Here is a 23264-nt window from a genome sequence, read left to right on the forward strand (position 1 = left end):
CTGCGACCGGTGGGGCAGCGGGGCGTCTCGGACGAGCGACCACACTATCGGCTGCGCAACAAGGGGGCCCGCCGCCTGTGGACAACCCACCTGCGACGGGCCCTTCGAGCCGTGCGTGCGTACGTATGTGCGCTGTCCGCCGGATGCGCGCTTTCCGTCGTATGCGCTGCTGTCCGGGTATCGCGCCGTCCAGGATCAGACCGCCGCCTTCTTCAGCCGGCGGCGCTCCCGCTCGGACAGGCCGCCCCAGATGCCGAATCGCTCGTCGTTGGCGAGGGCGTACTCGAGGCACTCGGAGCGGACCTCACAGGCGAGGCAGACCTTCTTGGCCTCCCGGGTCGAGCCGCCCTTCTCGGGGAAGAAGGACTCGGGGTCGGTCTGGGCGCACAGTGCGCGCTCCTGCCAGCCGAGTTCCTCGTCCGCGTCGTCGACCAGCAGTTGCTGCACCGTCTCGGTCATGTGCGCCCCTCGTCTGTCTTTCGCGTCCCCGTGATCTAGCCGTTACCGATTCCGGCTGAACGACACGAGTGAAATTACAAGTGTGCGGCTCCGGGCGAGTCAAGCCGAGATCTGCTATTGAGCCCCTTATTCACTCTGCGGAACCAAGCCCATGCGGAAAGTGTTCAAATCACCATAAAACCTGACACCCCGATAGAGCCCGTGAGGGCTCACACCGTCCGCCGGACCCCTTGCGGCCCCGTACGGAGAAGGACGCCCAGAGGTTCGAACTCGTTCCGACACGCACCTCGAAGCGAACCGGATCACATTCGGATCACGACTCCGCAACGGGGTTTGCGCGCCCGGATGGACGCCATGTGTCCCGGGTGGGCCATGAACAAACCTTTCATCTGAGTGAACGACCGGATGAGGTGAACCACATCCCACATACCGGGTGCCGAGTTGACAGTGCGGGTGTGAACCGGTGTCCTAGTGGGCATGCTCGCGAACTTGGCACTCACCTCGACCCGCTCCGCCGGGTCCCTCGGTGCTGCCCACGCTCGCTGTCGCTGTTGCTGTTCCAGCTGTTGAGCCCAACGCGCTCCGGCTGCCGCTGAGTCACCCACGACTCGGCGCTGTTGTCCCCGCTCCACCAGGGCACTCCTCGTGGCCGCCCGCGACCCGGGCACGCACGACGCGACACCCCCCACCGACTTTCCGCTCCTTTCCGAGGAACCACCGCACCCCATGAACAGCGACAGCGACCTCCAGATCGCCGGCGACATCCTCGAAGTCCCGCATCTGCTCCGGACCCCGCGCGAGCACCCGGCCACCGTCGCCGAGTTCGCCGGACTCGCCCGCACCATCGCCGCCGACCGCTCCCAGTGGGAGCACCTCGTCCGGTACGACGCGACCAGCCGCTGGTACCACCGGCTGCGCACCGGCCCGGGCTACGAGGTGTGGCTGCTGTCCTGGGTGCCCGGGCAGGGCAGCGGGCTGCACGACCACGGCCGCTCCTCCGGTGTGCTGACCGTGCTGGACGGCACGCTGACCGAGCGCACGGAGCGGGGCACACGCGCCTTGCGGGCGGGCGCGCAGCGCGTTTTCGCGCCGGGGTACGTGCACGAAGTCGTGAATGACGCACTGCGGCCGGCGGTCAGCCTGCACGTCTACTACCCGGGCCTGACGGAGATGCCGATGCACACGGCCCAGCACTGCGAGGCCCGGGGCGTATCGGGTGCCGCGAGCATCTGACCGGTCGGCGTGACCGCCTGACCGGTCGCTGTAGGCGTCTGACCGGTTGCCGTGGCCGCTGACCGGTTGTCGTAGGCGCCTGCAACACTGGCTTCCATGCGCATTGTGGTTCTGGCAGGCGGCATCGGTGGTGCCCGGTTCCTGCGTGGTCTGAAGCGGGCCGTGCCGGACGCGGACATCACGGTCATCGGCAACACCGGGGACGACATCCACCTCTTCGGGCTGAAGGTCTGCCCGGACCTCGACACGGTGATGTACACGCTCGGCGACGGCATCAACGAGGAGCAGGGCTGGGGGCGTGCCGACGAGACCTTCCACCTCAAGGAGGAGCTCGCGGCGTACGGCGTCGGGCCCGAGTGGTTCGGCCTCGGCGACCGGGACTTCGCCACGCACATCGTGCGGACACAGATGCTCGGCGCCGGGTACCCGCTGAGCGCGGTGACCCAGGCGCTGTGCGACCGCTGGCAGCCGGGCGTGCGACTGATCCCGATGTCCGACGACCGCGTCGAGACCCATGTGGCCGTCGAGATCGACGGCGAGCGCAAGGCGATCCACTTCCAGGAGTACTGGGTGCGGCTGCGCGCCTCGGTGCCCGCGGAGGCGATCGTGCCGGTGGGTGCCGACCAGGCGAAGCCCGCGCCGGGTGTGCTGGAGGCGATCGCCGAGGCGGATGTGATCCTCTTCCCGCCGTCCAACCCGGTCGTGTCGATCGGCACGATCCTCGCCGTGCCCGGCATCCGGGAGGCCATCGCCGAGGCCGGGGTGCCGGTGGTCGGGCTGTCCCCCATCGTCGGTGACGCGCCCGTGCGGGGCATGGCCGACAAGGTGCTCGCCGCCGTGGGCGTCGAGTCGACCGCGCAGGCGGTGGCCGAGCACTACGGCTCGGGCCTGCTGGACGGCTGGCTCGTCGACACGGTGGACGCCGGCGCGGTGGAGCAGGTCGAGGCGGCCGGGATCCGCTGCCGGGCCGTGCCGCTGATGATGACCGACGCGGACGCGACCGCGCGGATGGCGCGGGAGGCCCTGGCGTTGGCGGAGGAGGTGCGGGGAGCTTGAGCGGCGAGGTCCCGGAGAACCGGCAGAGTGCCGGCGGGTACCGGGTGTGGGCCGTGGGCGGGATGCCCGAGGTCGCGGCCGGGGACGATCTGGCCAAGCTGATCGCGGCCGCCGAGCCCGGTCTGGCCGACGGGGACGTCCTGCTCGTCACGTCGAAGATCGTGTCCAAGGCGGAGGGCCGGGCGGTCCGGGCGGCCGACCGGGAGGCGGCCATCGACGCCGAGACGGTACGGGTGGTCGCCCGGCGCGGCAGTCTCCGGATCGTCGAGAACCGGCAGGGCCTCGTCATGGCCGCCGCCGGGGTGGACGCGTCCAACACCCCGTCCGGGACGGTGCTGTTGCTGCCCGAGGACCCGGACACCTCCGCCCGCGCGATTCGCGACGGACTGCGGGACATTCTCGGCGTCGACGTCGGTGTCGTCGTCACCGACACGTTCGGGCGGCCCTGGCGCGCGGGGCTCACGGACGTCGCCATCGGCGCCGCCGGAGTACGCGTACTGGACGACCTGCGCGGCGGCACGGACGCGCACGGCAACCCGCTCAGCGCCACCGTCGTCGCCACGGCCGACGAACTCGCCGCGGCCGGCGACCTCGTCAAGGGCAAGGCGGCCGGGCTCCCCGTCGCCGTGGCGCGCGGTCTGCCGCACGTGCTGGCACAGGACGACGGAGAGGGCGCGCGGGCCATGGTGCGCGGCGCGCGCGACGACATGTTCCGGCTCGGTACGTCGGAGGCGGTACGGCTGGCGGTGACCCAGCGACGTACGGTCCGGGCCTTCACGGACGAGCCTGTCGACCCCGGAGCGGTACGGCGGGCGGTGGCCGCGGCGGTGACCGCGCCGGCGCCACACCACACCACCCCCTGGCGCTTCGTGCTGCTGGAGTCCGAGGAGTCGCGGACGCGGCTGCTCGACGCCATGCGCGATGCCTGGGTCGCCGATCTGCGGCGGGACGGCAAGTCGGAGGAGTCCATCGCCAAGCGGATACGGCGAGGGGACGTCCTGCGGAACGCGCCGTACCTCGCCGTCCCCTGTCTGGTCATGGACGGCTCGCACACCTACGGCGACGCGCGGCGCGACGGGGCCGAGCGGGAGATGTTCGTGGTCGCCGCTGGCGCGGGCGTGCAGAACTTCCTGGTCGCACTGGCCGGGGAGCGGCTGGGGTCGGCGTGGGTGTCCTCGACGATGTTCTGCCGGGACGTGGTGCGCGAGGCGCTCGGGCTGCCGGCGGACTGGGATCCGATGGGCGCGGTGGCGGTCGGGCATCCGGCGGAGGAACCGCGGGCGCGGCCGGAGCGGGACGCGGGGGCTTTCATCGAGGTGCGGTGACCGGCGCCGGGCGGCGCCTACGCTCTTAGCGCTGCTGCTCTCGCAGCCCCCTCTCCTATCCCAGGGACTTCACTCATGGCAGGACGGTTCGCTCCCCGGCCCACGCGCACGACCGTGCGCGGCGGGCATGTCGGCGTCGCCGGGGGCGTGCCGCGGCAGGCGGCGGGGCTGGACCGGGTGCGCGACTGGGTGCCGGACGGGCCGCTGGATCTCGGTCTGGTCCTTGGGCCGCTGCGGCGCGGGCCGGGTGATCCGACGTTCCGGGCCATGCCGGACGGGTCCGTGTGGCGGGCCTGTCGTACGCCCGCCGGGCCCGGGACGGTACGGGTCTGCGCGTACGGCGGTGGGGTGCGCGGCCAGGCCTGGGGGCCCGGGGCGGAGTGGCTGCTGGACCGGTTGCCGGAGCTGCTCGGGGGTGCTGATGATCCGTCCGTGTTCGTGCCCCGGCACCGGCTGGTGGCGCTGGCCCGGCATCGGCGGCCGGGGCTCAGGCTGACGCGGACCGGGCTGGTGCTGGAGTCGCTGATCCCGTCGATTCTGGAGCAGAAGGTCACGACCGATGAGGCGTATCGGGCGTGGCGGTTGCTCGTGCGGAAGTTCGGGGAGCCGGCGCCGGGGCCCGCGCCCGGGCGGATGTGTGTGATGCCGGAGCCTCGGGCGTGGGCGTTGATCCCGTCGTGGGAGTGGCATCGGGCCGGGGTCGACAACAAGCGGGCGTCGACGATTCTGCGTGCGGTGCGGGTGGCCGGGCGGTTGGAGGAGGCGGCCGGGATGGAGCCGGGGGCGGCTCGGGCGCGGCTGGAGGTGGTGCCGGGGGTGGGGCCGTGGACGTCGGCGGAGACGGTGCAGCGGAGTCATGGGGCGCCGGACGAGGTGACCGTGGGGGATCTGCATCTGCCCGGGATCGTGGGGTGGGCGTTGGCCGGTGATCGGGATGCGGATGACTCCGTGATGCTGGAGTTGTTGGAGCCGTATGCGGGGCAGCGGCATCGGGCGGCTCGGTTGATTCTGCTGAGTGGGAGGGTGCCGGGGCGGAGGGCGCCGAAGATGCCGCGGTGGGATATCGGGGGGTTGTGATTGCTGCCCGGTTTCTGGTGCCGCGGTGGCGGTGCTGGGCGGGGGGATGCGCCACTCGGCGTTGCAGGGTGCTCGGCGTTGTTGCTGAGGCCGGGTGGGTCCGCAGCCCGGCGGAGCGGGGTGCCTCCCCCAAGCTCTCGGCTTCGCTCGAGCAGGGGGTACCCCCATCGCCCACCCGTGCCGCCCCAGCGGCACGACTGCCCGCAGGCGGCCGGCGGCAGCTCAGCCGAGACAGTCGCTCAATGCGGCGAAGCGGATGCCGCTGCGCCACCCTCACCCCAGCGGCACGACTGCCCGCAGGCCGCGGCCGGCGGTAGCCGTGCCTGGTCGCTACTGGTCCGAAGAGAAGCGGACTGCTCCTGCTGGGATGTGGGCGTCGCACCAGACGCGGGCGCCGTCGCGGAGTTCGTTGTCGGGGCCGATGACCGCGCCGTCGCCGATGACCGTGCCGGTGAGGACGGAGCGTTCGCCGACGCGGGCCCGGATGCCTATGAGGGAGTCGGTGATGACCGCGCCGGGTTCGATCACGGCGCCGGGGAGGATCGTGCTGCCGAAGATGCGGGCGCCCTCCGCGACGAAGGCGCCCTCGCCGACCACCGTGCCGCCGGACAGCTTCGCGTCGGCCGCGACCGTCGCCGTGGGCAGGACCAGGCGGTCGCCACAGCGGCCGGGGACCGCCGGGGACGGGGCCCGGCCCAGGACCAGGTCTGCCGAGCCCCGGACGAACGCCGCCGGTGTGCCCAGGTCCAGCCAGTACGTCGAGTCGACCATGCCCTGCAGGTGCGCCCCGGCGGACAGCAGGTCCGGAAAGGTCTCCCGCTCCACCGACACCGGCCGGCCCAGCGGGATCGTGTCGATGACCGAGCGGCGGAAGACGTACGCTCCCGCGTTGATCTGGTCGGTGACGATCTCCTCGGGCGTCTGCGGTTTCTCCAGGAACGCCAGGACCCTGCCCGTGTCGTCCGTGGGGACCAGGCCGTAGGCGCGCGGGTCCGTGACCTTGGTGAGGTGCAGGGAGACGTCCGCGCCCGTGCTCTCGTGGGTGTCGACCAGGGCCCGGATGTCGAGGCCCGTCAGGATGTCGCCGTTGAAGATCAGGACCGGGTCGTCGGGGCCCGAGTGCAGCCGTGACGCCACGTTGCGGATGGCGCCGCCCGTGCCCAGGGGCTCCTCCTCCGTCACGTACTCCAGGTGCAGCCCCAGCGCGGCACCGTCACCGAAGTACGGCTCGAAGACCTCGGCCAGATAGGACGTGGCCAGGACGATGTGCTCGACACCCGCCGCTCTCGCTCTCGCCAGCTGGTGCGTGAGGAAGGGCACCCCGGCCGCCGGCACCATCGGCTTGGGCGTGTGCACCGTGAGCGGGCGCAACCGGGTGCCCTTGCCGCCGACCAGGAGGATCGCTTCTGTCACGTGTCGTCTCTGCTTCCTGCCGGGACCGGCCGAACTGTCTTTCGGCCGGTCAGTGTATGCAGACCGTTCCGTGGCGCCTTCGCTGGCCGTGCGGCATTCCGCCCCGCTGCCCCCCGACGGCGGTGAACGTGTGTGTCAGCGGCCCTGGTACCGGGCCGCCTTGGAGCGGGCCGAGCCGAGCTTGCTGTAGAGCTTCCACCCCGGGCACTCCGTCTTGAAGCCGTCGCGGTGACCGGAGATCACGTTCAGTCGTACCTTCTTACCTTTTCGGTGGAGGTTGCTACCCCCCGACTTCAGGTATGTCTTGCCCCGCGGGTTCACCCCGTACAGGCCCAGCTTCCACGCGGTGAGCCGGGCGACGGCCCGGACGGCGGCGGCCGACGGCTTCTTGGCGCCGTACGACCCGAGGACGGCGATCCCCATACTGTTGTTGTTGAAACCAAGGGTGTGGGCGCCCAGGACCGGCCTGGCCACGCCCCCGGCGCGGCCCTCGTAGATCTTTCCGCACTTGTCGATGACGAAGTTGTAGCCGATGTCCCGCCAGCCCATGCTCCTGACGTGGTAGCGGTAGATACTGCGGATGAGTGACGGGACCTGCGAGCAGCGGTAGTTGTTGCCGGAGGCCGTGTGGTGCACGAAGGCCGCCTTGACCTTCTTCGTGTACCGGAAGCCCCGCTCCCGCAGCCCCTCGGCCGCGCCCCAGCCGCGGCGCGTGACGATGCGCGGGCGCGGGCCGATGTAGGGCCTTGCCCGCTGCTGCTCCGTCAGCTCGCCGGCGTTGAGGGCGAGGAACTCCTGCTCGGTCCCCGCGCGGTTCAGTGCCGGGATCTCGACGGCGCCGAGCGGGGCCAGGTCGGCGTTGACGGCGGAGGTTTCGGTGGCGGCGGAGGTCTCGGCGTTCAGGCCGCCGGTGCGGGGACTGTCCGCGGGGGCGCCGGGGGATGACGCGCCCTCGCCGGGGTCGACGAGTTCGAGGCGAAGGCCGGAGGGGAGCGGGGGCGCGGCGGGCAGGGTGCGGGTGCCCGTGCCGTGGTGCGCGGAGTCGGCTTCCGCGCTCTCGGGTTCGGAGCGGACCCGGAGTTCCACGCCGTCGGAGTCGCCGACCCACAGGGGTGCCGTGGCGCCCCGGACGCGGCCCGCGGTGCTCTCGGGGGTGTACGGGTCGGCCGCGTGGTCGCTGTTGTGCGTCTCGACGTCCTGCCAGCCCGACCAGGTGCCGGTGCCGGCGGCTCGGGTGCGGACCTGGACACGGCCGTGCAGTTCGGCTGCGGGGTCGTCCCAGACGATGCCGACGAGGGAGAAGTGGCGTACGGCACGGCGGGTCAGGCCCTGTTCCGGGGCGCCGGGGCCGGTGGGGGTGGCGCGGTTGCGGGTGAGGGGTTCGAGGGGAAGGGACTGGGTGCTGCCGGGGGCGTACGGTTCGGCCGCGCGCCGGTTGGTCATGGTCGTGTCCGGGATCCCCGCGTGGGGCGCGGGTCTCGCGGTCGTGGTCGGTACCGGTCTCGCCGTCGCCGCGACGGCGGGCGGTGTGAGGGGGAGGGCCAGAGCGGCCGCACAGGTGACACCTATCGAAGAGGCAAGAAATCCATGCATGCCACTGATCTTGGACATAGCCCTATAAGTCTGTCCATTTGAGAGTTGACGGACCGTCGGCCAGGGTTCGGCCGAACCGGTGGCGGATGCACGGCCGGGCGGTGGCCCGGCCGTTGGGTGAAGGCGTGGGTGCCGCGTACGCTTGCGCGGGTGAACGCCACCGATCGCACCCCTGCCGACCTGCTGAGTTCCGCGCTCGCCGCGGACCCGGGACGTCCCCTGGTGACCTTCTACGACGACGCCACGGGCGAACGTGTCGAACTGTCCGTGGCCACCTTCGCCAATTGGGTGGCCAAGACCGCCAACCTCCTCCAGGACGAGCTGTCCGCCGAGCCCGGGGACCGGGTGGCGCTGCTGCTGCCCGCGCACTGGCAGACGGCGGTGTGGCTGCTGGCGTGTTCGTCGGTGGGAGTCGTCGCGGACATGGCAGGGGATGCGCGAGCGGCCGATGTCGTGGTGAGCGGGCCGGACGAACTGGAGACGGCTCGGGCGTGTTCCGGGGCGCGGATCGCGATGGCGCTGCGGCCGCTCGGGGGGCGGTTCCCTCAGGTGCCCGAGGGGTTTGTCGACTACGCGGTGGAGGTGCCGGGGCAGGGCGACCGGTTCGTGCCGTATGCACCGGTGGATCCGGAGGGGCCCGCGCTGATCGTGGCGGGGCGGGAGTTCAGCGGGGCGGAGGTCGTCGAGCGGGCTCGGGCGGAGGCGACGGGGCTGGGGTTGACCGGGCCCGGGTCGCGGATCCTGTCGGGGCTGCCGTACGACACGTGGGAGGGTTTGAACGCGGGGTTGTACGGGCCGCTGGCCACGGGGGGTTCCGTGGTGTTGTGCCGGCATCTGGAGCGGGCGGGGGACGGGATGCTGGACAAGCGGGTGGAGAGTGAGCGGGTCACGGCCATCGCCCGGTAGGGCGTGTACGAGCCCATCCCCCGTACAGCCCATCCCCACCCCACCCCCACCCCCCATCCACGCCACAGTCGTAGGAGCAGTGCGCGCGCACGTTCGTACGTCGTGAGGGGTGGTCTCTGTCGTGGGCGACACCGGGAGGCTTGGGCCGGGGGCGGGGGCCTCCGCCAGCGGGCCGGGGCTGGTGCGGCGGCGTCGGCGGCGGTGGGTGCGGATCGGGGCGTTCGGGGTCGCCGGTGTCGTCGTCGCGGCCGGCGGGGCCGGATGGGCCGTGTACGCGAAGCTCAGCGGCAACATCACGCCCGACGAGGCCGCCGCCGCCGAGCTCGCGCGGTACGAGAAGGAACGACCGACCTCGCTGGTCAAGGGCGCGCGGAACATCCTGCTGATCGGGTCGGACTCGCGCGAGGGTGACGACAACGCGCGCTACGGGCGTGACTCCGGGACCGAGCGGTCGGACACCACCATCCTGCTGCACCTGTCCGCGGGCCGGACCAGCGCCACCGCCGTCTCCCTGCCCCGGGACCTGATGGTGGACCTGCCGGGCTGCCGGCGCCAGGACGGGTCGCGCAGCGCGCCGCGGTTCACCATGTTCAACCGGGCCTTCCAGGTGGGCGGCTCGGCCTGCACCATCCGGACCGTCGAGAAGCTCACCGACATCCGCGTCGATCACCACGTCGTCGTCGACTTCCACGGCTTCAAGAAGATGGTCGACGCGGTCGACGGCGTGGAGGTGTGCCTGCGCCACCCGATCGACGACCGGGCCGCCAAGCTGCGGCTCCCCGCCGGACGCGTGACCCTCGACGGCGAGCAGGCGCTCGGCTACGTCCGCGCCCGCAAGACGCTCGGCGACGGCAGTGACACGGAACGTATGGAGCGGCAGCAACGGTTCCTCGGGGCACTCGTCAACAAAGTGCGCAGCAATGACGTCCTGCTGAATCCGGCGAAGCTGTATCCCGTGCTGGACGCCGCCACGTCATCTCTCACAACGGACCCGGATCTGGCCAGCCTTCGCGGTTTGTACGAACTCGTGCGCGGGCTGCGCGACATCCCCATGGAACGTGTGCAGTTCCTGACCGTTCCACGGGAGTCGTACGCGTACGACGCCAATCGCGACCAACTCGTGGAGCCCGAGGCGGAGAGGCTGTTCGAGCGGTTGCGTACGGACACACCCGTGGTGGTGGCCGGGCACGTTCCGCGCGGTTCCGCCCCGCTGAGGCCTACCGATTCGTATGACGGGTCGTACGGGGATTCGTATCCGGGGCCGTTTACGAAGCCCGCCGTCACCGTTTCTCCTCCACCGACGTTCCGGGGGAACACGGCAGCCGAGGACACCTGTGAGTAAAGCGGGCACCAACGTAACTCCAAGGCAATGAACTCTTCACCCGAGAAATGGGCGAATTGCCCAGGTGTAGGGACGTGGAATGTGTCACCGTCGTCGCTCGGCACTGAACTGGGCGGTTAGTGTGAGCGATCCGGTGCGCCCGGTCCTGAGGACGGTCCTGAGGTCGCGCACTGTGTGACCGAGACCGAGCGCCTTGGAGGGGAAGGCGCCGCGTGCCCCGACGGAGGAAACAGGCAACCGTGGACGCGCAAGGCCGTGGGCGGGCGGACGATGTCGATCCCGCAGACCAGTGGGTGCTCAATCCGGACACCGGCGAATACGAACTGCGACTGCCCCCTTCCTCACCGCAGTCGGGCGTCCCCAGCCCCCGCAGGCCACCGGCCCCCGACGCGGACCGGCCGGCGCGCGGCCGTTCGGAGGCGCCCGGCAGGCGGCGCCCCGCGGCGCCCGGCCGTGCGGTGCCGCCGCCGCGCAGGCGCCGCGGGGCTCCGGAGGAGCCGCTGCCGGGGCGGCGCGGGCGGCGGCCGGCCAAGAAGGCCGCGAAGGGGAAGAAGGTCCTGCTGTGGACTGGCGGCGCGATGGCGTTCGTGCTGGTCGCCGGGGCGGGCGCCGCGTACTTCTACATCGAGCACCTGAACGGCAACATCGCGTCCGTCTCCGACGACGGCGCGAGCACCGGTGGCTTCCAGAAGGACAAGGCGATCAACATCCTGCTGATCGGCACCGACAAGCGCACCGGCAAGGGCAACGAGAGCTACGGCGACTCGGGAAGCGTCGGGCACGCCGACACCACGATCCTGCTGCACGTCTCCAAGGACCGCTCGAACGCGACCGCGCTGAGCATCCCGCGTGACCTCATCGTCGACGTGCCGGACTGCCCGACCACGCAGGAGGACGGCTCGCAGAAGATCATCCCGAGCACGCGGCAGGTCCGTTTCAACACCAGCCTCGGCCAGGACGGCCGTACCCCCAGCTGCACCATGCGGACCGTGACCGAGCTGACCGGGGTCAAGCCGGACAACTTCATGGTCGCCGACTTCAACGCCGTCAAGACGCTGACCAGCGCGGTCGGCGGGGTCGAGGTCTGTCTGGGCAAGGACATCGACGACCCGGACTCGCATCTGAAGCTGTCGAAGGGCACGCACACGATCGAGGGCGAGCAGGCGCTGGCGTTCGTGCGCACCCGGCACGCCGTGGGCTTCGGCGGCGACCTGAGCCGCATCGGGCTGCAGCAGCAGTTCCTGAGCGCACTGATGCGCAAGCTGAAGTCCAACGACACGCTCACCAGCCCCTCCAAGATGCTCGATCTGGCCGAGGCGGGCACCAAGGCGCTGACCGTCGACTCGCAGCTGGACAGCATCGGCAAGCTGAAGGACCTCGGTCTGGAGCTGGGCAAGCTCAACACCAAGAACCTGACCTTCACCACCGTGCCGGTGATCGACAACCCGGCGGAGAAGGTGAAGGCCACGGTCGTCCTCAACGAGTCGACGGCCCCGCAGGTCTTCGAGATGATCCAGAACGACGTCTCGTTCACCGCGGTCAAGGAGCAGAAGAAGAAGGAGGCCGCCGCGGTGTCCGCCCGGCTGAAGGGGAGCAAGGCCCCGGCCTCCGAGGTCCGGGTGCGGATCCTCAACGGCGGTGCCGTCGCCGGCAGCGCCCAGGAGACGCTCAGCTGGCTCCAGGTCGAGGAGGGCGTGACCAAGTCGGAGAACGCCGGCAACGCGCCCGCCGCCCTGGCGAAGACCACCCTCGAGTACGCCCCCGACCAGGCCGACCAGGCCCGCCGCCTCGCCGACATCATGGGCCTGCCCGGGTCGGCGATGAAGCCGGGCGAGAGCGTGGACAACGCCCAGGGACTGCCCGCGATGACCCTGACCCTCGGCAAGGACTTCAAGGGCGCGGGCACCTCCCTCACCGCTCCGTCGAAGGCGCCGGAGGGTGTCCAGAAGTCCACGGCGGACAAGGTCGAGTGCGCCCAGTGACCTGACGGGCCTGCCGTACGTCTCACAGGGCGTACGGCAGGCCTCGTATGAGAGTGGGTGAGTGCCGGTGGTGGCGACGAGGCGCGCTGACGGGTTTTCGGAGTTCGCTGAACGGGGGTTCGCATGTCGAACGCGCGACCTTTGCGAGTCGGGCTCGTTGTGCGCGGTGGCAGCATTTCCGATGCCGGGCGGGGCTAGGGGTAGGCGGGCCGCGGGAGGTGGCGGCGCCGTTGGTGGTCTCCGGCCCCTCGGGGGTGGCGATCCCATCACGAATCGTGCTGCCCGGACGCGGGGCGGTGGCGGCGCCTCCCTGTTCGAGCGAAGCCGAGAGCTTGGGAAAGGGCGGCCAGCGTGCCCACACCGTTCGGAGCACGCGGCTGAGCAGCGGTCCTGGCGACAGGACGCACTCCCGCTCAGTCTTTAGGAACGGTGGGGAAGAGCAGATGGCACAGAGCAGCAGTGTGTACGGGGACGGGACGAAGCCGGGTGCCGTCCCGGGCGGGCCGGGCGCGGGCAGAGCCGTCGGGCCGGGCGGCGGGGACGGCCGGGGAGGCCGCCGGCCCGGCCGGGGCCACCGCGTGCTGCGCTGGTCGGCGACGTCCCTCTCCGCGCTGATCCTGGCGACCGCGGGCGCCGGCTACCTCTACTACGCGCACCTGAACGGCAACATCGAGAAGGGCCGGCGCAGCAGCGGCGACTCCAAGGCGCGCAAGTCCGCTCCGAACGCGGCCGGGCAGACGCCCCTGAACATCCTGCTGGTCGGCTCCGACAGCCGTAACTCCGACGAGAACGTGAAACTGGGCGGCGCCCGGAAGGACCGCGGCAATCCGCCGCTGGGCGACGTGCAGATGCTCATCCACCTGGCCGCGGACCGCAGGAGTGCCGCCGTGGTGAGCATCCCGCGCGACACCCGGGTCGACATACCGAAGTGCACCGACCCGAAGACCGGGCGGACGTACCCGCCGGTCAACACGATCATCAACGCCTCGCTGGCCCGTGGCGGAGCGGGCTGCACGCTGGCGACCTGGGAGAACCTCACCGGGGTCTACATCGACCACTGGATGACGATCGACTTCGCGGGCGTGGTGAAGATGGCGGACGCCATCGGCGGGGTCGAGGTGTGCGTGCGGCAGAACGTGTGGGACCACCCGCTGCCCGGTGTGCCCGGCGGCTCCGGCCTGAAGCTGACGGCCGGGCGGAAGAAGGTCCAGGGCGAGCAGGCGCTCCAGTGGCTGCGCACCCGGCACGCCTGGGGCAGCGACCCGCTGCGGGCCCGGGCGCAGCACATGTACATGAACTCGATGATCCGCACGCTCAAGGCGCAGAACGTCTTCACCGACACCGGCCGGCTGACCGATCTGGCCGAGGCGGCGACCAGGTCGCTGCACGTGTCCGAGGAGCTCGGCACGGTGAAGAAGCTGTACGACCTGGGGACGCAGCTGAAGACGGTCCCGACGGACCGCGTCACCATGACGACGCTGCCCACGGCCGAGGACCCGCAGGACCGCAACCACCTGGTGCCGGCCGGCGCCGACGCCGACCGGGTGTGGGACATGATCCGCGACGACGTTCCCTTCGACGGCAAGGGCGGGAAGCCGGGCACGCAGAAGACGGAAACCCAGGCGCCCAAGGATCCGGCCGCGGCGGACGACGCGATCGGCGTCCTGGTGCAGAACGCCACACGTTCCACCACCCTCGGTCCGGTGAGCGGGCGCGCGGGCGCCATCGCGCGGCTGCTCGTGGGGAAGGGCTTCACGAAGGCCGCCGCGGACACCTCGGGCGCGCTGTCCGAGGAGCGGACCGTGGTGCGCTATCCGAGCGCCGAGCTGGCGGGTGACGCACAGCGTGTCGCCAAGTCGCTGGGAGTGCCCGCGAGTTCGGTGCGGCGGTCGACCGATGTCTCCGGCGTCACGGTCGTCGTGGGCGCCGACTGGCGTACGGGTACGGCCTATCCGAAGCAGCCGGCTCCGCAGGCCGGGGGCCTGCCCGGCGACGCGGACGCCCTCAACGGCTCGGACGCCGGGCAGTGCATGGACGTGTACGCGCCCTACCGCTGGTAGCGACCGAGGAGACAAGGCGCACACCGGTCGACGGCTTCTCTCCACTTCCCTCTATGGAATTGGGCGGGATTGCCCAAATGTATGGACCTCGAATTTGTCATTCAGCGCACACCGACGTTCAACTGGGCGGATAGTGTGAGCGATCCAGTGCTTCTGTGATGACAAGTACCCGTGCGCCTTCCGGGGGGAGAAGGCGCCGCGTGCCCCGACGGAGGAAACAGACAACCGTGGACGCGCAACGCCGTGGGCGGGGGGACAAGATCGACCCCGCAGACCAGTGGGTACTCAATCCGAACACCGGTGAATACGAACTGCGACTGACTCCATCCGCAGCGCAGTCGCCGGTATCCGGGGCCCGCGCATCCACTCCCCCGACGGGGGCGGGCGGCCGTACGCCGGGACCGCGTAAGACGGCTCCCCGGGACGCGACTTCCCGTCACGGGACTTCCCGTGCGGGCGCCACCCGCACCGACGTTCCGCCCCAGCGCCGGCGGCGCGGTGCGCCCGAGGAGCCGCCGCCCGGGCGGCGCGGCGGGCGCCGGCCGGTGCGACGGACGCCGAAGAAGGCCAAGAAGGCGCTGGTGTGGACCGGCGGCACGATGGCGTTCGTCCTGGTCGGGGTCGGCGCGGCCGGCTACTTCTACCTCCAGCACCTGGAGGGCAACGTCACGACGACCGACGTCGGCAGCGCGGGCGCGAGCAACTTCAGCAAGGACGAGGACTTCAGCATCCTCATCATCGGCACGGACAAACGCACCGGCGAGGGCAACGAGGGCTACGGCGACAAGGGCAGCTCCGGGCACGCCGACACCACGATCCTGCTGCACGTCGCGAAGGACCGCTCCAACGCGACCGCGCTCAGCATCCCCCGGGACCTGATCGTGAACATCCCCGACTGCCCGACGAAGCTGGAGGACGGCTCGGAGAAGATCGTCCCGGGCCTGCGGGGCGTCCGGTTCAACCGGAGCCTCGGGGAGAGCGGCCGGGACCCGGGCTGCACGATGCGCACGGTGAAGGAGAACACCGGCATCCAGGTCGACCACTTCATGATGGCCGACTTCAACGCGGTGAAGACGCTGACGACGGCGGTGGACGGGGTCGACGTCTGTGTGGAGAAGCCGGTCAACGACAAGGAGTCCAAACTCGTCCTGCCCGCGGGCGAGTCGAAGGTCGAGGGCGAGCAGGCCCTCGCGTTCGTCCGTACCCGCAAGAGCTTCGGCAACAGCGGTGACCTGGACCGGATCAAGGTGCAGCAGCAGTTCCTGGGCTCGCTCATGCGCAAGATGTCCTCCGGTGACACCCTCACCAGCCCCTCGAAGCTGCTGAAGCTGGCCGAGGCCGCCACCGAGGCGCTGACCGTGGACCAGGCCATCGGCAGCGTCGGCACGCTGAAGGACGTCGCGCTGGAGCTGAAGAAGGTGCCGACGAAGAACATCAGCTTCGCGACGGTGCCGGTGGTGGACAACCCGGCGGAGCAGGTGAAGGCGACGGTCGTCCTCGACCAGACGAAGGCTCCCCAGGTGTTCGACATGATCAAGAACGACGTCTCGTTCACCGAGGTCAAGGAGCAGAAGAAGAAGGAGAAGGACGCCCAGGCAGCGCGGCTGAAGGGCACCAAGGCACCGGCCTCCGAGGTCCGGGTCCGGGTCCTCAACGGCAGTGCCGTCTCCGGTGCCGCGCAGAAGACCCTCCAGTACCTCCAGGTCGAGGAGGGCGTGACCAAGTCCGAGAACGGCGGGAACGCGCCCGCCGAACTGGCGAGGACCACGCTGGAGTACGCCCCCGACCAGGCCGACCAGGCCCGCCGCCTCGCCGACATCATGGGCCTGCCCGGGTCGGCGCTGAAGCCGGGCGAGAGCGTGACGAACTCCCAGGGCGTGCCCGCCATGACCCTGACCCTCGGCAAGGACTTCAAGGGCGCCGGTGTGAAGATCAACGCCCCGGTCGAGGCGGCGGACGTGGAGAAGTCCACCGCCGACAAGGTGAAGTGCGCGAGTTGACCCGCTGAGGGCAACTGACAGGCCCGTCGTGCGTCTAACAGGGGGCAGGACGGGCCTGTTGCATGCGCCGGGGGCGGGAAGGACCGGGGAAGTGACGCAGAGCGGTGTGCGGGAGAACGAAACGCGGCAGGGCGTCCGCCAGGAACCGGGCCCGGGTGAGAGCAAGTCGGTGACGGGCGGTACCCCCGGCGGCGAGGGGCGGCCTCGGCATACCCGGCGGCTGCTGAGGTGGTCCGCCGCCGTGCTCGCCGTCCTCATACTCGGGACGGCCGGGGCCGGATACCTCTACTACCGGCATCTCAACGGCAACATCAAGAAGGACGCGCTGAACCTCGGCGACAGCAAGGTCGCCGCGCCGACGCCGAACGCCGCCGGGCAGACCCCGCTGAACATCCTGCTCATCGGCTCGGACGCGCGGGACAGCAAGGAGAACCAGAGGCTCGGCGGCGCCCGTGAGACGTTCGGCGCCGCGCCGCTGGCGGACGTGCAGATGCTGCTGCACCTGTCCGCCGACCGCACCAACATGTCGGTCATCAGCATGCCCCGCGACACGCTCGTGAAGATCCCGAAGTGCACCGACCCGGACGACGGGAAGGTGTACCCGGGGACCCAGGGGCGCACGATGACCAACCAGAGCCTCGGACACGGGGGCCCGGGCTGCACGGTCGCCACCTGGCAGGCGCTCACCGGCATCCACATCGACCACTTCGTCATGGTCGACTTCGCGGGCGTGGTGTCGATGGCCGACGCCGTCGGCGGTGTCCCGGTGTGCGTCGACGCCAACATCCACTCCCGCACCTCCGACGGCAAGGGCTCGGGCCTGAGACTGGAGAAGGGCACCTCGTACATCCAGGGGGAGCAGGCCCTGCAGTGGCTGCGCACCCGCTACGGCTTCGAGGACGGCAGCGACCTCGCCCGCGCCAAGGCCCAGCACATGTACATGAACGCGATGGTCCGCCAGCTCCGCGAGAACGCCACCCTGAGCAGCCCGAACAAGCTCCGCAGACTGGCCGAGGAGGCCACCCGGGCGCTGACGGTCGACCCCGGCCTCGACACCGTCAAGAAGCTCTACGACCTCAGCGACGAGCTGCGCAAGGTGAAGCCGGAGCGCATCACCATGACCACGATGCCCAACCGGTACGTGGGCGCCCGCGTGGAGCCGACCGAGGACGCCGAGCAGCTGTTCCGGCTCGTGCGGGAGGACATCGCGCTGGACGGCAAGGACAAGGACGGGAAGAAGACGGCGGAGAAGGCCTCCGCCGACCCGGCCGCGGCCGACGGCGAGATCCCCGTCCAGGTCCGCAACGGCACCCGGACCGACACCCTGGCCGCGGCACGCGGGCGCGCGAGCACGGTGACCGGACTGCTGAAGGAGCAGGGCTTCGCCCAGGCCGTCGCCGACACCAACGGCTCGTGGAGCGAGGAGCGGACCGTCGTCCGCTACCCGAGCGCGGACCTGGAGGGCGACGCCCAGCGGGTCGCCAAGGCCCTCGGGATCCCGCTGGGTTCGGTGAAGCGGTCGACCGACGTCTCCGGCGTCACGCTCGTCGTGGGCGCCGACTGGCGGGAGGGCACGGACTACAAGACGCCGAAGCGCAACGACAAGACCCCGAAGTCGGCCGAGGCGCTCAACGGCGCGGACGACAAGGCCTGTATGCACGTGAACCCGAACTTCACCTGGTGACGGAAACGGGCCCCTCCCGAGGGGGAGGGGCCCGAACGCGTGCGGTGTGGGTCAGCCGGTGGCCGCGTCCGCCCGGACCGCCGGACGCCGGCTCGCTATCACCTTGCGGGCCAGCGACCGCGGGCTGGTCAGGAAGCCCCAGCCCCACGACATGTGCATGGTGGCCAGCGCCACGGGGATCTGGAGCCGCGCCTTCAGCGGCAGCCCCTTGCCCGCCAGGACCGAGCCGAGCAGGATCGCCGCGAGATAACCGCCGGGCACCACGAAGCCCCACGGCGTCAGCAGCGCGCCCACCAGGATCCCGGCCGCGATCGCGCACACGGCGGTCGGCGGGGCGAGATAGCGCAGGTTGATGGAGCCCTCGTGGAAGCGGGCGACGACGTGCCGCCAGCGGCCGTAGTCCTTGTACTGCTTGGCGAGCGCCTTCACGCTCGGCCGCGGCCGGTACGACACCTTCAGCTCGGGCGAGAACCAGATCAGCCCGCCGGCCTCGCGGATACGGAAGTTCAGCTCCCAGTCCTGGGCGCGGATGAACTCCACGTTGTAGCCGCCCTGCTGCTCCAGCGCCTCGCGCCGGAAGACCCCGAGGTAGACGGTCTCGGCCGGGCCCGCCTGTCCCCCGGTGTGGAAGGCGGCGTTGCCGACCCCGATCTTCGAGGTCATCGCGGCGGCGACGGCACGCTCCCAGTCGTTCTCGCCCTCGGCGTGCATGATGCCGCCGACGTTCTGCGCGCCGGTCTCCTCCAGGAGCCGTACGGCGGTGGCGATGTAGTCGGGCGAGAGCATGCCGTGCCCGTCGACGCGGACGACGATCGGGTGGCGGGAGGCGTTGATCGCGGCGTTCAACGCGGCGGGGGTACGGCCGGTGGGGTTGGGGACGGTGTGCACACGCGGGTCTTCGGCCACGAGCTCGGCGGCGATCTCGTCCGTGCGGTCCGCGGACGGACCGAGGGCGATCACGACCTCCATCTCGCCGGCGTACTCCTGCGCGAGGATCGCTTGGACTGCTCCCCGCAGATGCCGTTCCTCATTGAGGACGGGCATGATCACGGAAACGGCGGGGAGCCGCACGTCGGGATTGGCGTTCATAGGGGGCTCACGTTACCGCGAACGGGGGACACCGTTGCGCGCCGCCGGGGCGCTACCGCGGGCCGCAGATCATATCGGCCTACGGTTTCACGGATCCCACGTACGGCCGTCGTCCGGAGGTGTCCCCTTGCCCACGCCGCCGCGGTCCCCTCGGTCCACCGCCGCCCCGCAGCGCCGCCCGCAGCCCGCCCCCGGGCGGGCTTCCCGCAGGCACGCGCCGCCCGTACGGCGCCGGAAGCCGCGCTGGGGCATGCGGATGGTCACCACCCTGTCCGTGGTGGTCCTCGCGTCCGCCGGTATCGGGCACGCGGTGATGACCAGCCTCGACGCGGACATCGCCCGGGTCGACCCCTTCAAGGACATGAAGAACCGGCCGCAGGCGGGCCACGGCATGAACGTGCTGCTGGTCGGCACCGACGGTCGCGAGAAGATCAGCAAGGAGGAGCGGCGGAAGTACCGGCTGGGCGGTGCGCCCTGCCGCTGCACCGACACGATCATGATCGTGCACATCTCGGGGGACCGGGAGCGGGCGAGTGTGGTGAGCCTGCCACGCGACTCGTACGCCGTGCTGCCGGCGCACGTCGACCGTACGACGGGCAAGCGGCACGGGGCGCACCCGGTCAAGCTGAACGCGGCGTACGCCGAGGGCGGGCCGCAGCTGACCGTGCGGACGGTCGAGAGCATGACGAAGGTGAAGATCGACCACTACGTGGAGGTCGACTTCACCAGCTTCATGAGGACGGTGGACGTGGTCGGGGGCGTACAGATCTGCACCGCCGACCCCCTCAAGGACAGTTACACCGGACTGAACCTCCCGGCCGGACGGCACACGCTGGCGGGCGGGCAGGCGCTTCAGTACGTCCGCGCCCGGCACATCGACGGGGCCTCGGACCTCGGCCGGATGAAACGCCAGCAGCGCTTCATGGCGGCGCTCGTGGAGCGGATCACCTCCTCGGGGATCCTCCTCAACCCGATGAAGTTCCGGGACGTGACCCGGGCGGTGCTCGGCTCGGTCCGGGCCGACAAGGGCTTCGGCACGGACGAGATGCTGGACCTGGGCCGGGCCATGCGGAACTTCTCCCCCTCCTCCTCCGAGTTCACGACCGTCCCGATCGGGCGGATGGGATACGCCGTGAAGGGCGTCGGCTCGACGCTGAAGTGGGACCCCGTGAAGGCGGAGCGGCTCTTCCACGCCCTGCGCGAGGACCAGCCGCTGTCGGTGCACGGGCCCCGCGGCGCGGCACGGATCGTCTCGGTCGCCCCGCAGCAGATCCGCGTGCAGGTGGAGAACGGCACGCGCACGCCCGGGCTGGGCCGCCGCGTGGACGCGGCCCTGGCCTCGACGGGCTTCCGTACGACCCGGGCCCCGGTGAACGCCGCCGCCCGCGAGGTCAAGCGCACGATCGTCGCCCACGACCCCCGCTGGGACCGCTCGGCCAAATCCCTCGCCACCGCCCTGCCGGGCAGCGAACTCCGCCCGGTCAAGGGCCTGGGCGCGACCCTGAAGGTCATCGCGGGTACGGATTTCGAGCGCGTGCGCAAGGTACGGGCCGAGGACCCTGGGCAGGGCGAGTTCGGAGTGGTGCGGGGCGATGAGGTGGCGTGCTCGTAGGGGCCGCGGCGCACGCATGGCGGATTCCTTCCTTCCGTCCCGTGGCGGTCGGGACCCAGCAGGCGTAGGACGGAAGGGCACGAGGGTCGGCCCCGGCCCTCACCGCCCCACCCGGGAGGAATCATGACCCAGCAAGCCACCGTGACCCCGCTGAGCAAGGAGATGCAGGAGTGCGTCCAGGCCTGCATGACCTGCCACAGCGTGTGCGAGGAGACCATGAGCTCCTGCCTGCAGATGGGCGGCCAGGCCCAGATGCAGATCATGCGCGCGGTCATGGACTGCGCCGAGATGACGCGCCTGTGCGCCGACATGATGATGCGCCGCTCGCCGCTGTCGGCCGAGATGTGCGCGATGTGCGCCCGGGCCTGTGACATGTGCGCCGAGGCGTGTATGTCCATGCCGGACGACGCCCAGATGATGCGCTGCGCCGAGGCGTGTCGCCGCTGTGCCGAGATGTGCCGCTCGATGTCGGCCGCCACGATGTGAGGACCGCGTCCTGACAGCACCAAGGGCACCCGGTGGGGTGCCCTTGGTACTGCAGCAGTGGTGCTCCTAGGCGATGCCGGGGCGGCCGGCGATGCAGTCCCAGTACTTCTTCGTGGAGTAATTGCCCACGCAGGCCGAGATGTGGACCTGGGTGCACTCGTCCAAGCCGGTGCCGTATGCCTCGCTGATCGTGGTGCCGGATCCCTGTCGGTTCCAGACGATGTCGTAGAGCCCACCGCTGCCGTCCGGATACTGGACCGAGACCACGGCGACGGCCGAGTGGCCGTCGGCCACCGAGTCCTTCACGTAGACCTTGTCGCCGTCGTGCTTGAACCACGCGGCCGAGTGGCCGTAGGCGCTGTACACCACGCTCGAGTCCTCGCTGCAGTAGGCGGCCGACGCAGTCTGGCTGCCGAGGACCGACAAGCCCATCGCGGTCAGCGAGACGGCCAGACCTCTGGCGACGAGACGGCGGGAAAATCCGATCAGGCGCATGTGCCCCCCTGTTGATCCTGTCGAGCAGGGGGCCGATCATGGCATGTTCATGAACGTGAAGTAAAGGATTTTCGGCCAACGAGCGGTGACGTGTCAGCCACCATCCGTCAGCCGCTGCTCACCGTCACGGGTTCGTCGTTCTTCAGCTGCTTCACCAGCGCCTTCACCTTGGCGTTGTCCCACTGGAGGTTGCCGTTCGCGGAGTTGCCCGCGATCGGCATGTTCATGGACTTGCCCTCGCCGCCGCTGACGCCCTTCATCGCCCAGAACATGGACGCCAGGTCGAACAGGCCCATGTCCTTGTCGACCACGAGGGAGTCCAGGCCCGCGCCCATGGTCGGGTACAGCTTGAACGGGTTGAGGATCGTGCTCGGCGTGGCGACCTGGTTGGCCAGGGCCGAGAGGAATTTCTGCTGGTTCTTCGTACGGTCAAGGTCGGAGCCGGCGAGCGCGTAGCGGGTGCGGACGAAGGCCAAGGCCTGCTCGCCGTTGAGAGTCTGCTTACCCCTCTTGAGGTCCGCGCCGGACTTGGTGTCCTTGATGTCCTGCGGAATGTCCATCTCGACCCCGCCGACCGCGTCCACGATGTTCGCGAAGCCGCCGAAGCCGATCTCGACGTAGTGGTCGATGTGCAGGCCCGTGTTGTACTCGACCGTGCGCACCAGCAGCGTGGGCCCGTCGATCGAGTACGCCGCGTTCAGCTTGTTGGCGCCCATCGCGGGCCTGGTCTTGCCGGACTCGGAGCCCTGAAACTGCGGGATCGTGACGTTCGAGTCGCGAGGCAGGGAGATGAGCGTGGGCCCGTTGTCGCCGACGTGAAGGATCATCATCGAGTCCGTGCGCTTGCCCTTGGCGGAGCCGGTGCGCAGCCTCTTCTTGTCCTCGGCCGACATGCCCTCACGGCTGTCGGAGCCGACGATCAGGTAGTTCGTGCCCTCGCCCGCCTCCGGCCGGTCGATGACCTTCGACAGGTCGACGTCGCGGTTGAGCTTGGAGTCTGCCCAGAAGTACGTGGCGACGCTCGTCACGACCAGCACCGTCGCGACCGTGATGGCCGTCACCTTGATGCGGCGGCGCCAGTTCGGCGCGGGGCGCGGCTCGTACATGTCGTCGCCCGGACCGCCGGGGCCTCTGCCACCGGGGGACCCGTAGACCTGGCCGGTGTTGTAGCCGCTGTCGTAGCCGCCCGGCGGCTCGGCGTAGCCGCCGTTGACGTACGACGGCTGCTGCGGAACCCCGCCGGTGTACGGCGCCGCACCACCGTAGGCACCCTGCCCGGGCGACGGCGCCGGACCGCGGCGGACCTGCCGCATCACACGGGCGCTCTCGGGCTGTGCGCTCGCGCTTCCGCGTCCGTAGCGGCTGCCGCGGTTGTCGTCGGACCATCCCTCGGGCCAATTGTTCATGCGCCCCAGTGTGCAGGTCCCCGTGGCACGCCATACAAGAGTCGTC

At 70.6% G+C, this 23264-nt stretch carries 18 protein-coding genes; 12 read left to right on the forward strand and 6 right to left on the reverse strand.

The genetic code is table 11. The features are described from left to right. Positions 1-195: 195 nt before the first annotated feature. Entirely contained in the window at positions 196-459 is a 264-nt protein-coding gene (locus HDA41_RS15585) for a WhiB family transcriptional regulator (protein WP_010034659.1), read from the reverse strand. Positions 460-1185: 726 nt separating this feature from the next. On the opposite strand from HDA41_RS15585, the gene HDA41_RS15590 reads away from it, so the two are divergent. The 4 genes from HDA41_RS15590 (at position 1186) to HDA41_RS15605 (ending at position 5150) form a co-directional block, all read left to right on the forward strand. Then, positions 1186-1692, forward strand: coding sequence for a cysteine dioxygenase (locus HDA41_RS15590; RefSeq protein ID WP_184984414.1), 507 nt, complete (start codon positions 1186-1188; stop codon positions 1690-1692). Between the two features lie 96 nt (positions 1693-1788). Next, positions 1789-2748, forward strand: a complete 960-nt coding sequence (gene cofD / locus HDA41_RS15595; RefSeq protein ID WP_184984416.1) for a 2-phospho-L-lactate transferase — start codon at positions 1789-1791, stop codon at positions 2746-2748. Further along, a complete protein-coding gene (locus HDA41_RS15600; protein WP_184984418.1) occupies positions 2745-4073 on the forward strand; it encodes a coenzyme F420-0:L-glutamate ligase in 1329 nt (442 codons plus the stop codon). The genes cofD and HDA41_RS15600 overlap by 4 nt, the downstream gene beginning before the upstream one ends. A gap of 75 nt (positions 4074-4148) precedes the next feature. Next, entirely contained in the window at positions 4149-5150 is a 1002-nt protein-coding gene (locus tag HDA41_RS15605) for a DNA-3-methyladenine glycosylase family protein (RefSeq protein WP_184984420.1), read from the forward strand. A gap of 330 nt (positions 5151-5480) precedes the next feature. On the opposite strand, the gene manB is transcribed toward HDA41_RS15605, so the two are convergent. Further along, positions 5481-6563 carry a mannose-1-phosphate guanylyltransferase gene (manB, locus tag HDA41_RS15610; protein WP_184984422.1) on the reverse strand — a complete coding sequence of 361 codons (1083 nt, stop codon included), beginning with the start codon at positions 6561-6563 and terminating at the stop codon, positions 5481-5483. A gap of 135 nt (positions 6564-6698) precedes the next feature. Continuing rightward, positions 6699-8156 carry a peptidoglycan recognition protein family protein gene (locus HDA41_RS15615; protein WP_184984424.1) on the reverse strand — a complete coding sequence of 486 codons (1458 nt, stop codon included), beginning with the start codon at positions 8154-8156 and terminating at the stop codon, positions 6699-6701. A gap of 150 nt (positions 8157-8306) precedes the next feature. Here HDA41_RS15615 and HDA41_RS15620 point away from each other — a divergent pair, with 150 nt between their 5' ends. From HDA41_RS15620 to HDA41_RS15645, 6 genes are all read left to right on the forward strand, one after another. Next, entirely contained in the window at positions 8307-9062 is a 756-nt protein-coding gene (locus HDA41_RS15620) for a TIGR03089 family protein (protein ID WP_184984426.1), read from the forward strand. Between the two features lie 121 nt (positions 9063-9183). Further along, on the forward strand, positions 9184-10404 hold the full coding sequence (locus HDA41_RS15625; RefSeq protein ID WP_184984428.1) for an LCP family protein: 1221 nt from the start codon (positions 9184-9186) through the stop codon (positions 10402-10404). Between the two features lie 239 nt (positions 10405-10643). Beyond that, a complete protein-coding gene (locus HDA41_RS15630; RefSeq protein WP_184984430.1) occupies positions 10644-12386 on the forward strand; it encodes an LCP family protein in 1743 nt (580 codons plus the stop codon). 443 nt (positions 12387-12829) lie between these two features. Next, on the forward strand, positions 12830-14446 hold the full coding sequence (locus HDA41_RS15635) for an LCP family protein (RefSeq protein WP_184984432.1): 1617 nt from the start codon (positions 12830-12832) through the stop codon (positions 14444-14446). Between the two features lie 227 nt (positions 14447-14673). Further along, positions 14674-16446, forward strand: coding sequence for an LCP family protein (locus HDA41_RS15640; RefSeq protein ID WP_184984434.1), 1773 nt, complete (start codon positions 14674-14676; stop codon positions 16444-16446). Between the two features lie 91 nt (positions 16447-16537). Next, complete coding sequence (locus HDA41_RS15645) at positions 16538-18130, forward strand: LCP family protein (RefSeq protein ID WP_184984436.1); 1593 nt, start codon at positions 16538-16540, stop codon at positions 18128-18130. Positions 18131-18181: 51 nt separating this feature from the next. On the opposite strand, the gene HDA41_RS15650 is transcribed toward HDA41_RS15645, so the two are convergent. Next, positions 18182-19219, reverse strand: coding sequence for a glycosyltransferase family 2 protein (locus HDA41_RS15650; protein ID WP_184984438.1), 1038 nt, complete (start codon positions 19217-19219; stop codon positions 18182-18184). Positions 19220-19346: 127 nt separating this feature from the next. Here HDA41_RS15650 and HDA41_RS15655 point away from each other — a divergent pair, with 127 nt between their 5' ends. Continuing rightward, positions 19347-20831 carry an LCP family protein gene (locus tag HDA41_RS15655; protein WP_184984440.1) on the forward strand — a complete coding sequence of 495 codons (1485 nt, stop codon included), beginning with the start codon at positions 19347-19349 and terminating at the stop codon, positions 20829-20831. A 123-nt stretch (positions 20832-20954) separates the two neighbouring features. Further along, positions 20955-21317 carry a four-helix bundle copper-binding protein gene (locus HDA41_RS15660; RefSeq protein ID WP_184984442.1) on the forward strand — a complete coding sequence of 121 codons (363 nt, stop codon included), beginning with the start codon at positions 20955-20957 and terminating at the stop codon, positions 21315-21317. A gap of 66 nt (positions 21318-21383) precedes the next feature. On the opposite strand, the gene HDA41_RS15665 is transcribed toward HDA41_RS15660, so the two are convergent. Then, positions 21384-21812 (reverse strand): hypothetical protein, encoded by a 429-nt coding sequence (locus HDA41_RS15665; RefSeq protein WP_184984444.1) that lies wholly within the window; start codon positions 21810-21812, stop codon positions 21384-21386. Positions 21813-21919: 107 nt separating this feature from the next. Further along, on the reverse strand, positions 21920-23218 hold the full coding sequence (locus HDA41_RS15670; RefSeq protein WP_184984446.1) for an LCP family protein: 1299 nt from the start codon (positions 23216-23218) through the stop codon (positions 21920-21922). Between the last annotated feature and the right edge of the window lie 46 nt (positions 23219-23264).

Source organism: Streptomyces caelestis (assembly GCF_014205255.1).
GTDB lineage: Bacteria > Actinomycetota > Actinomycetes > Streptomycetales > Streptomycetaceae > Streptomyces > Streptomyces caelestis.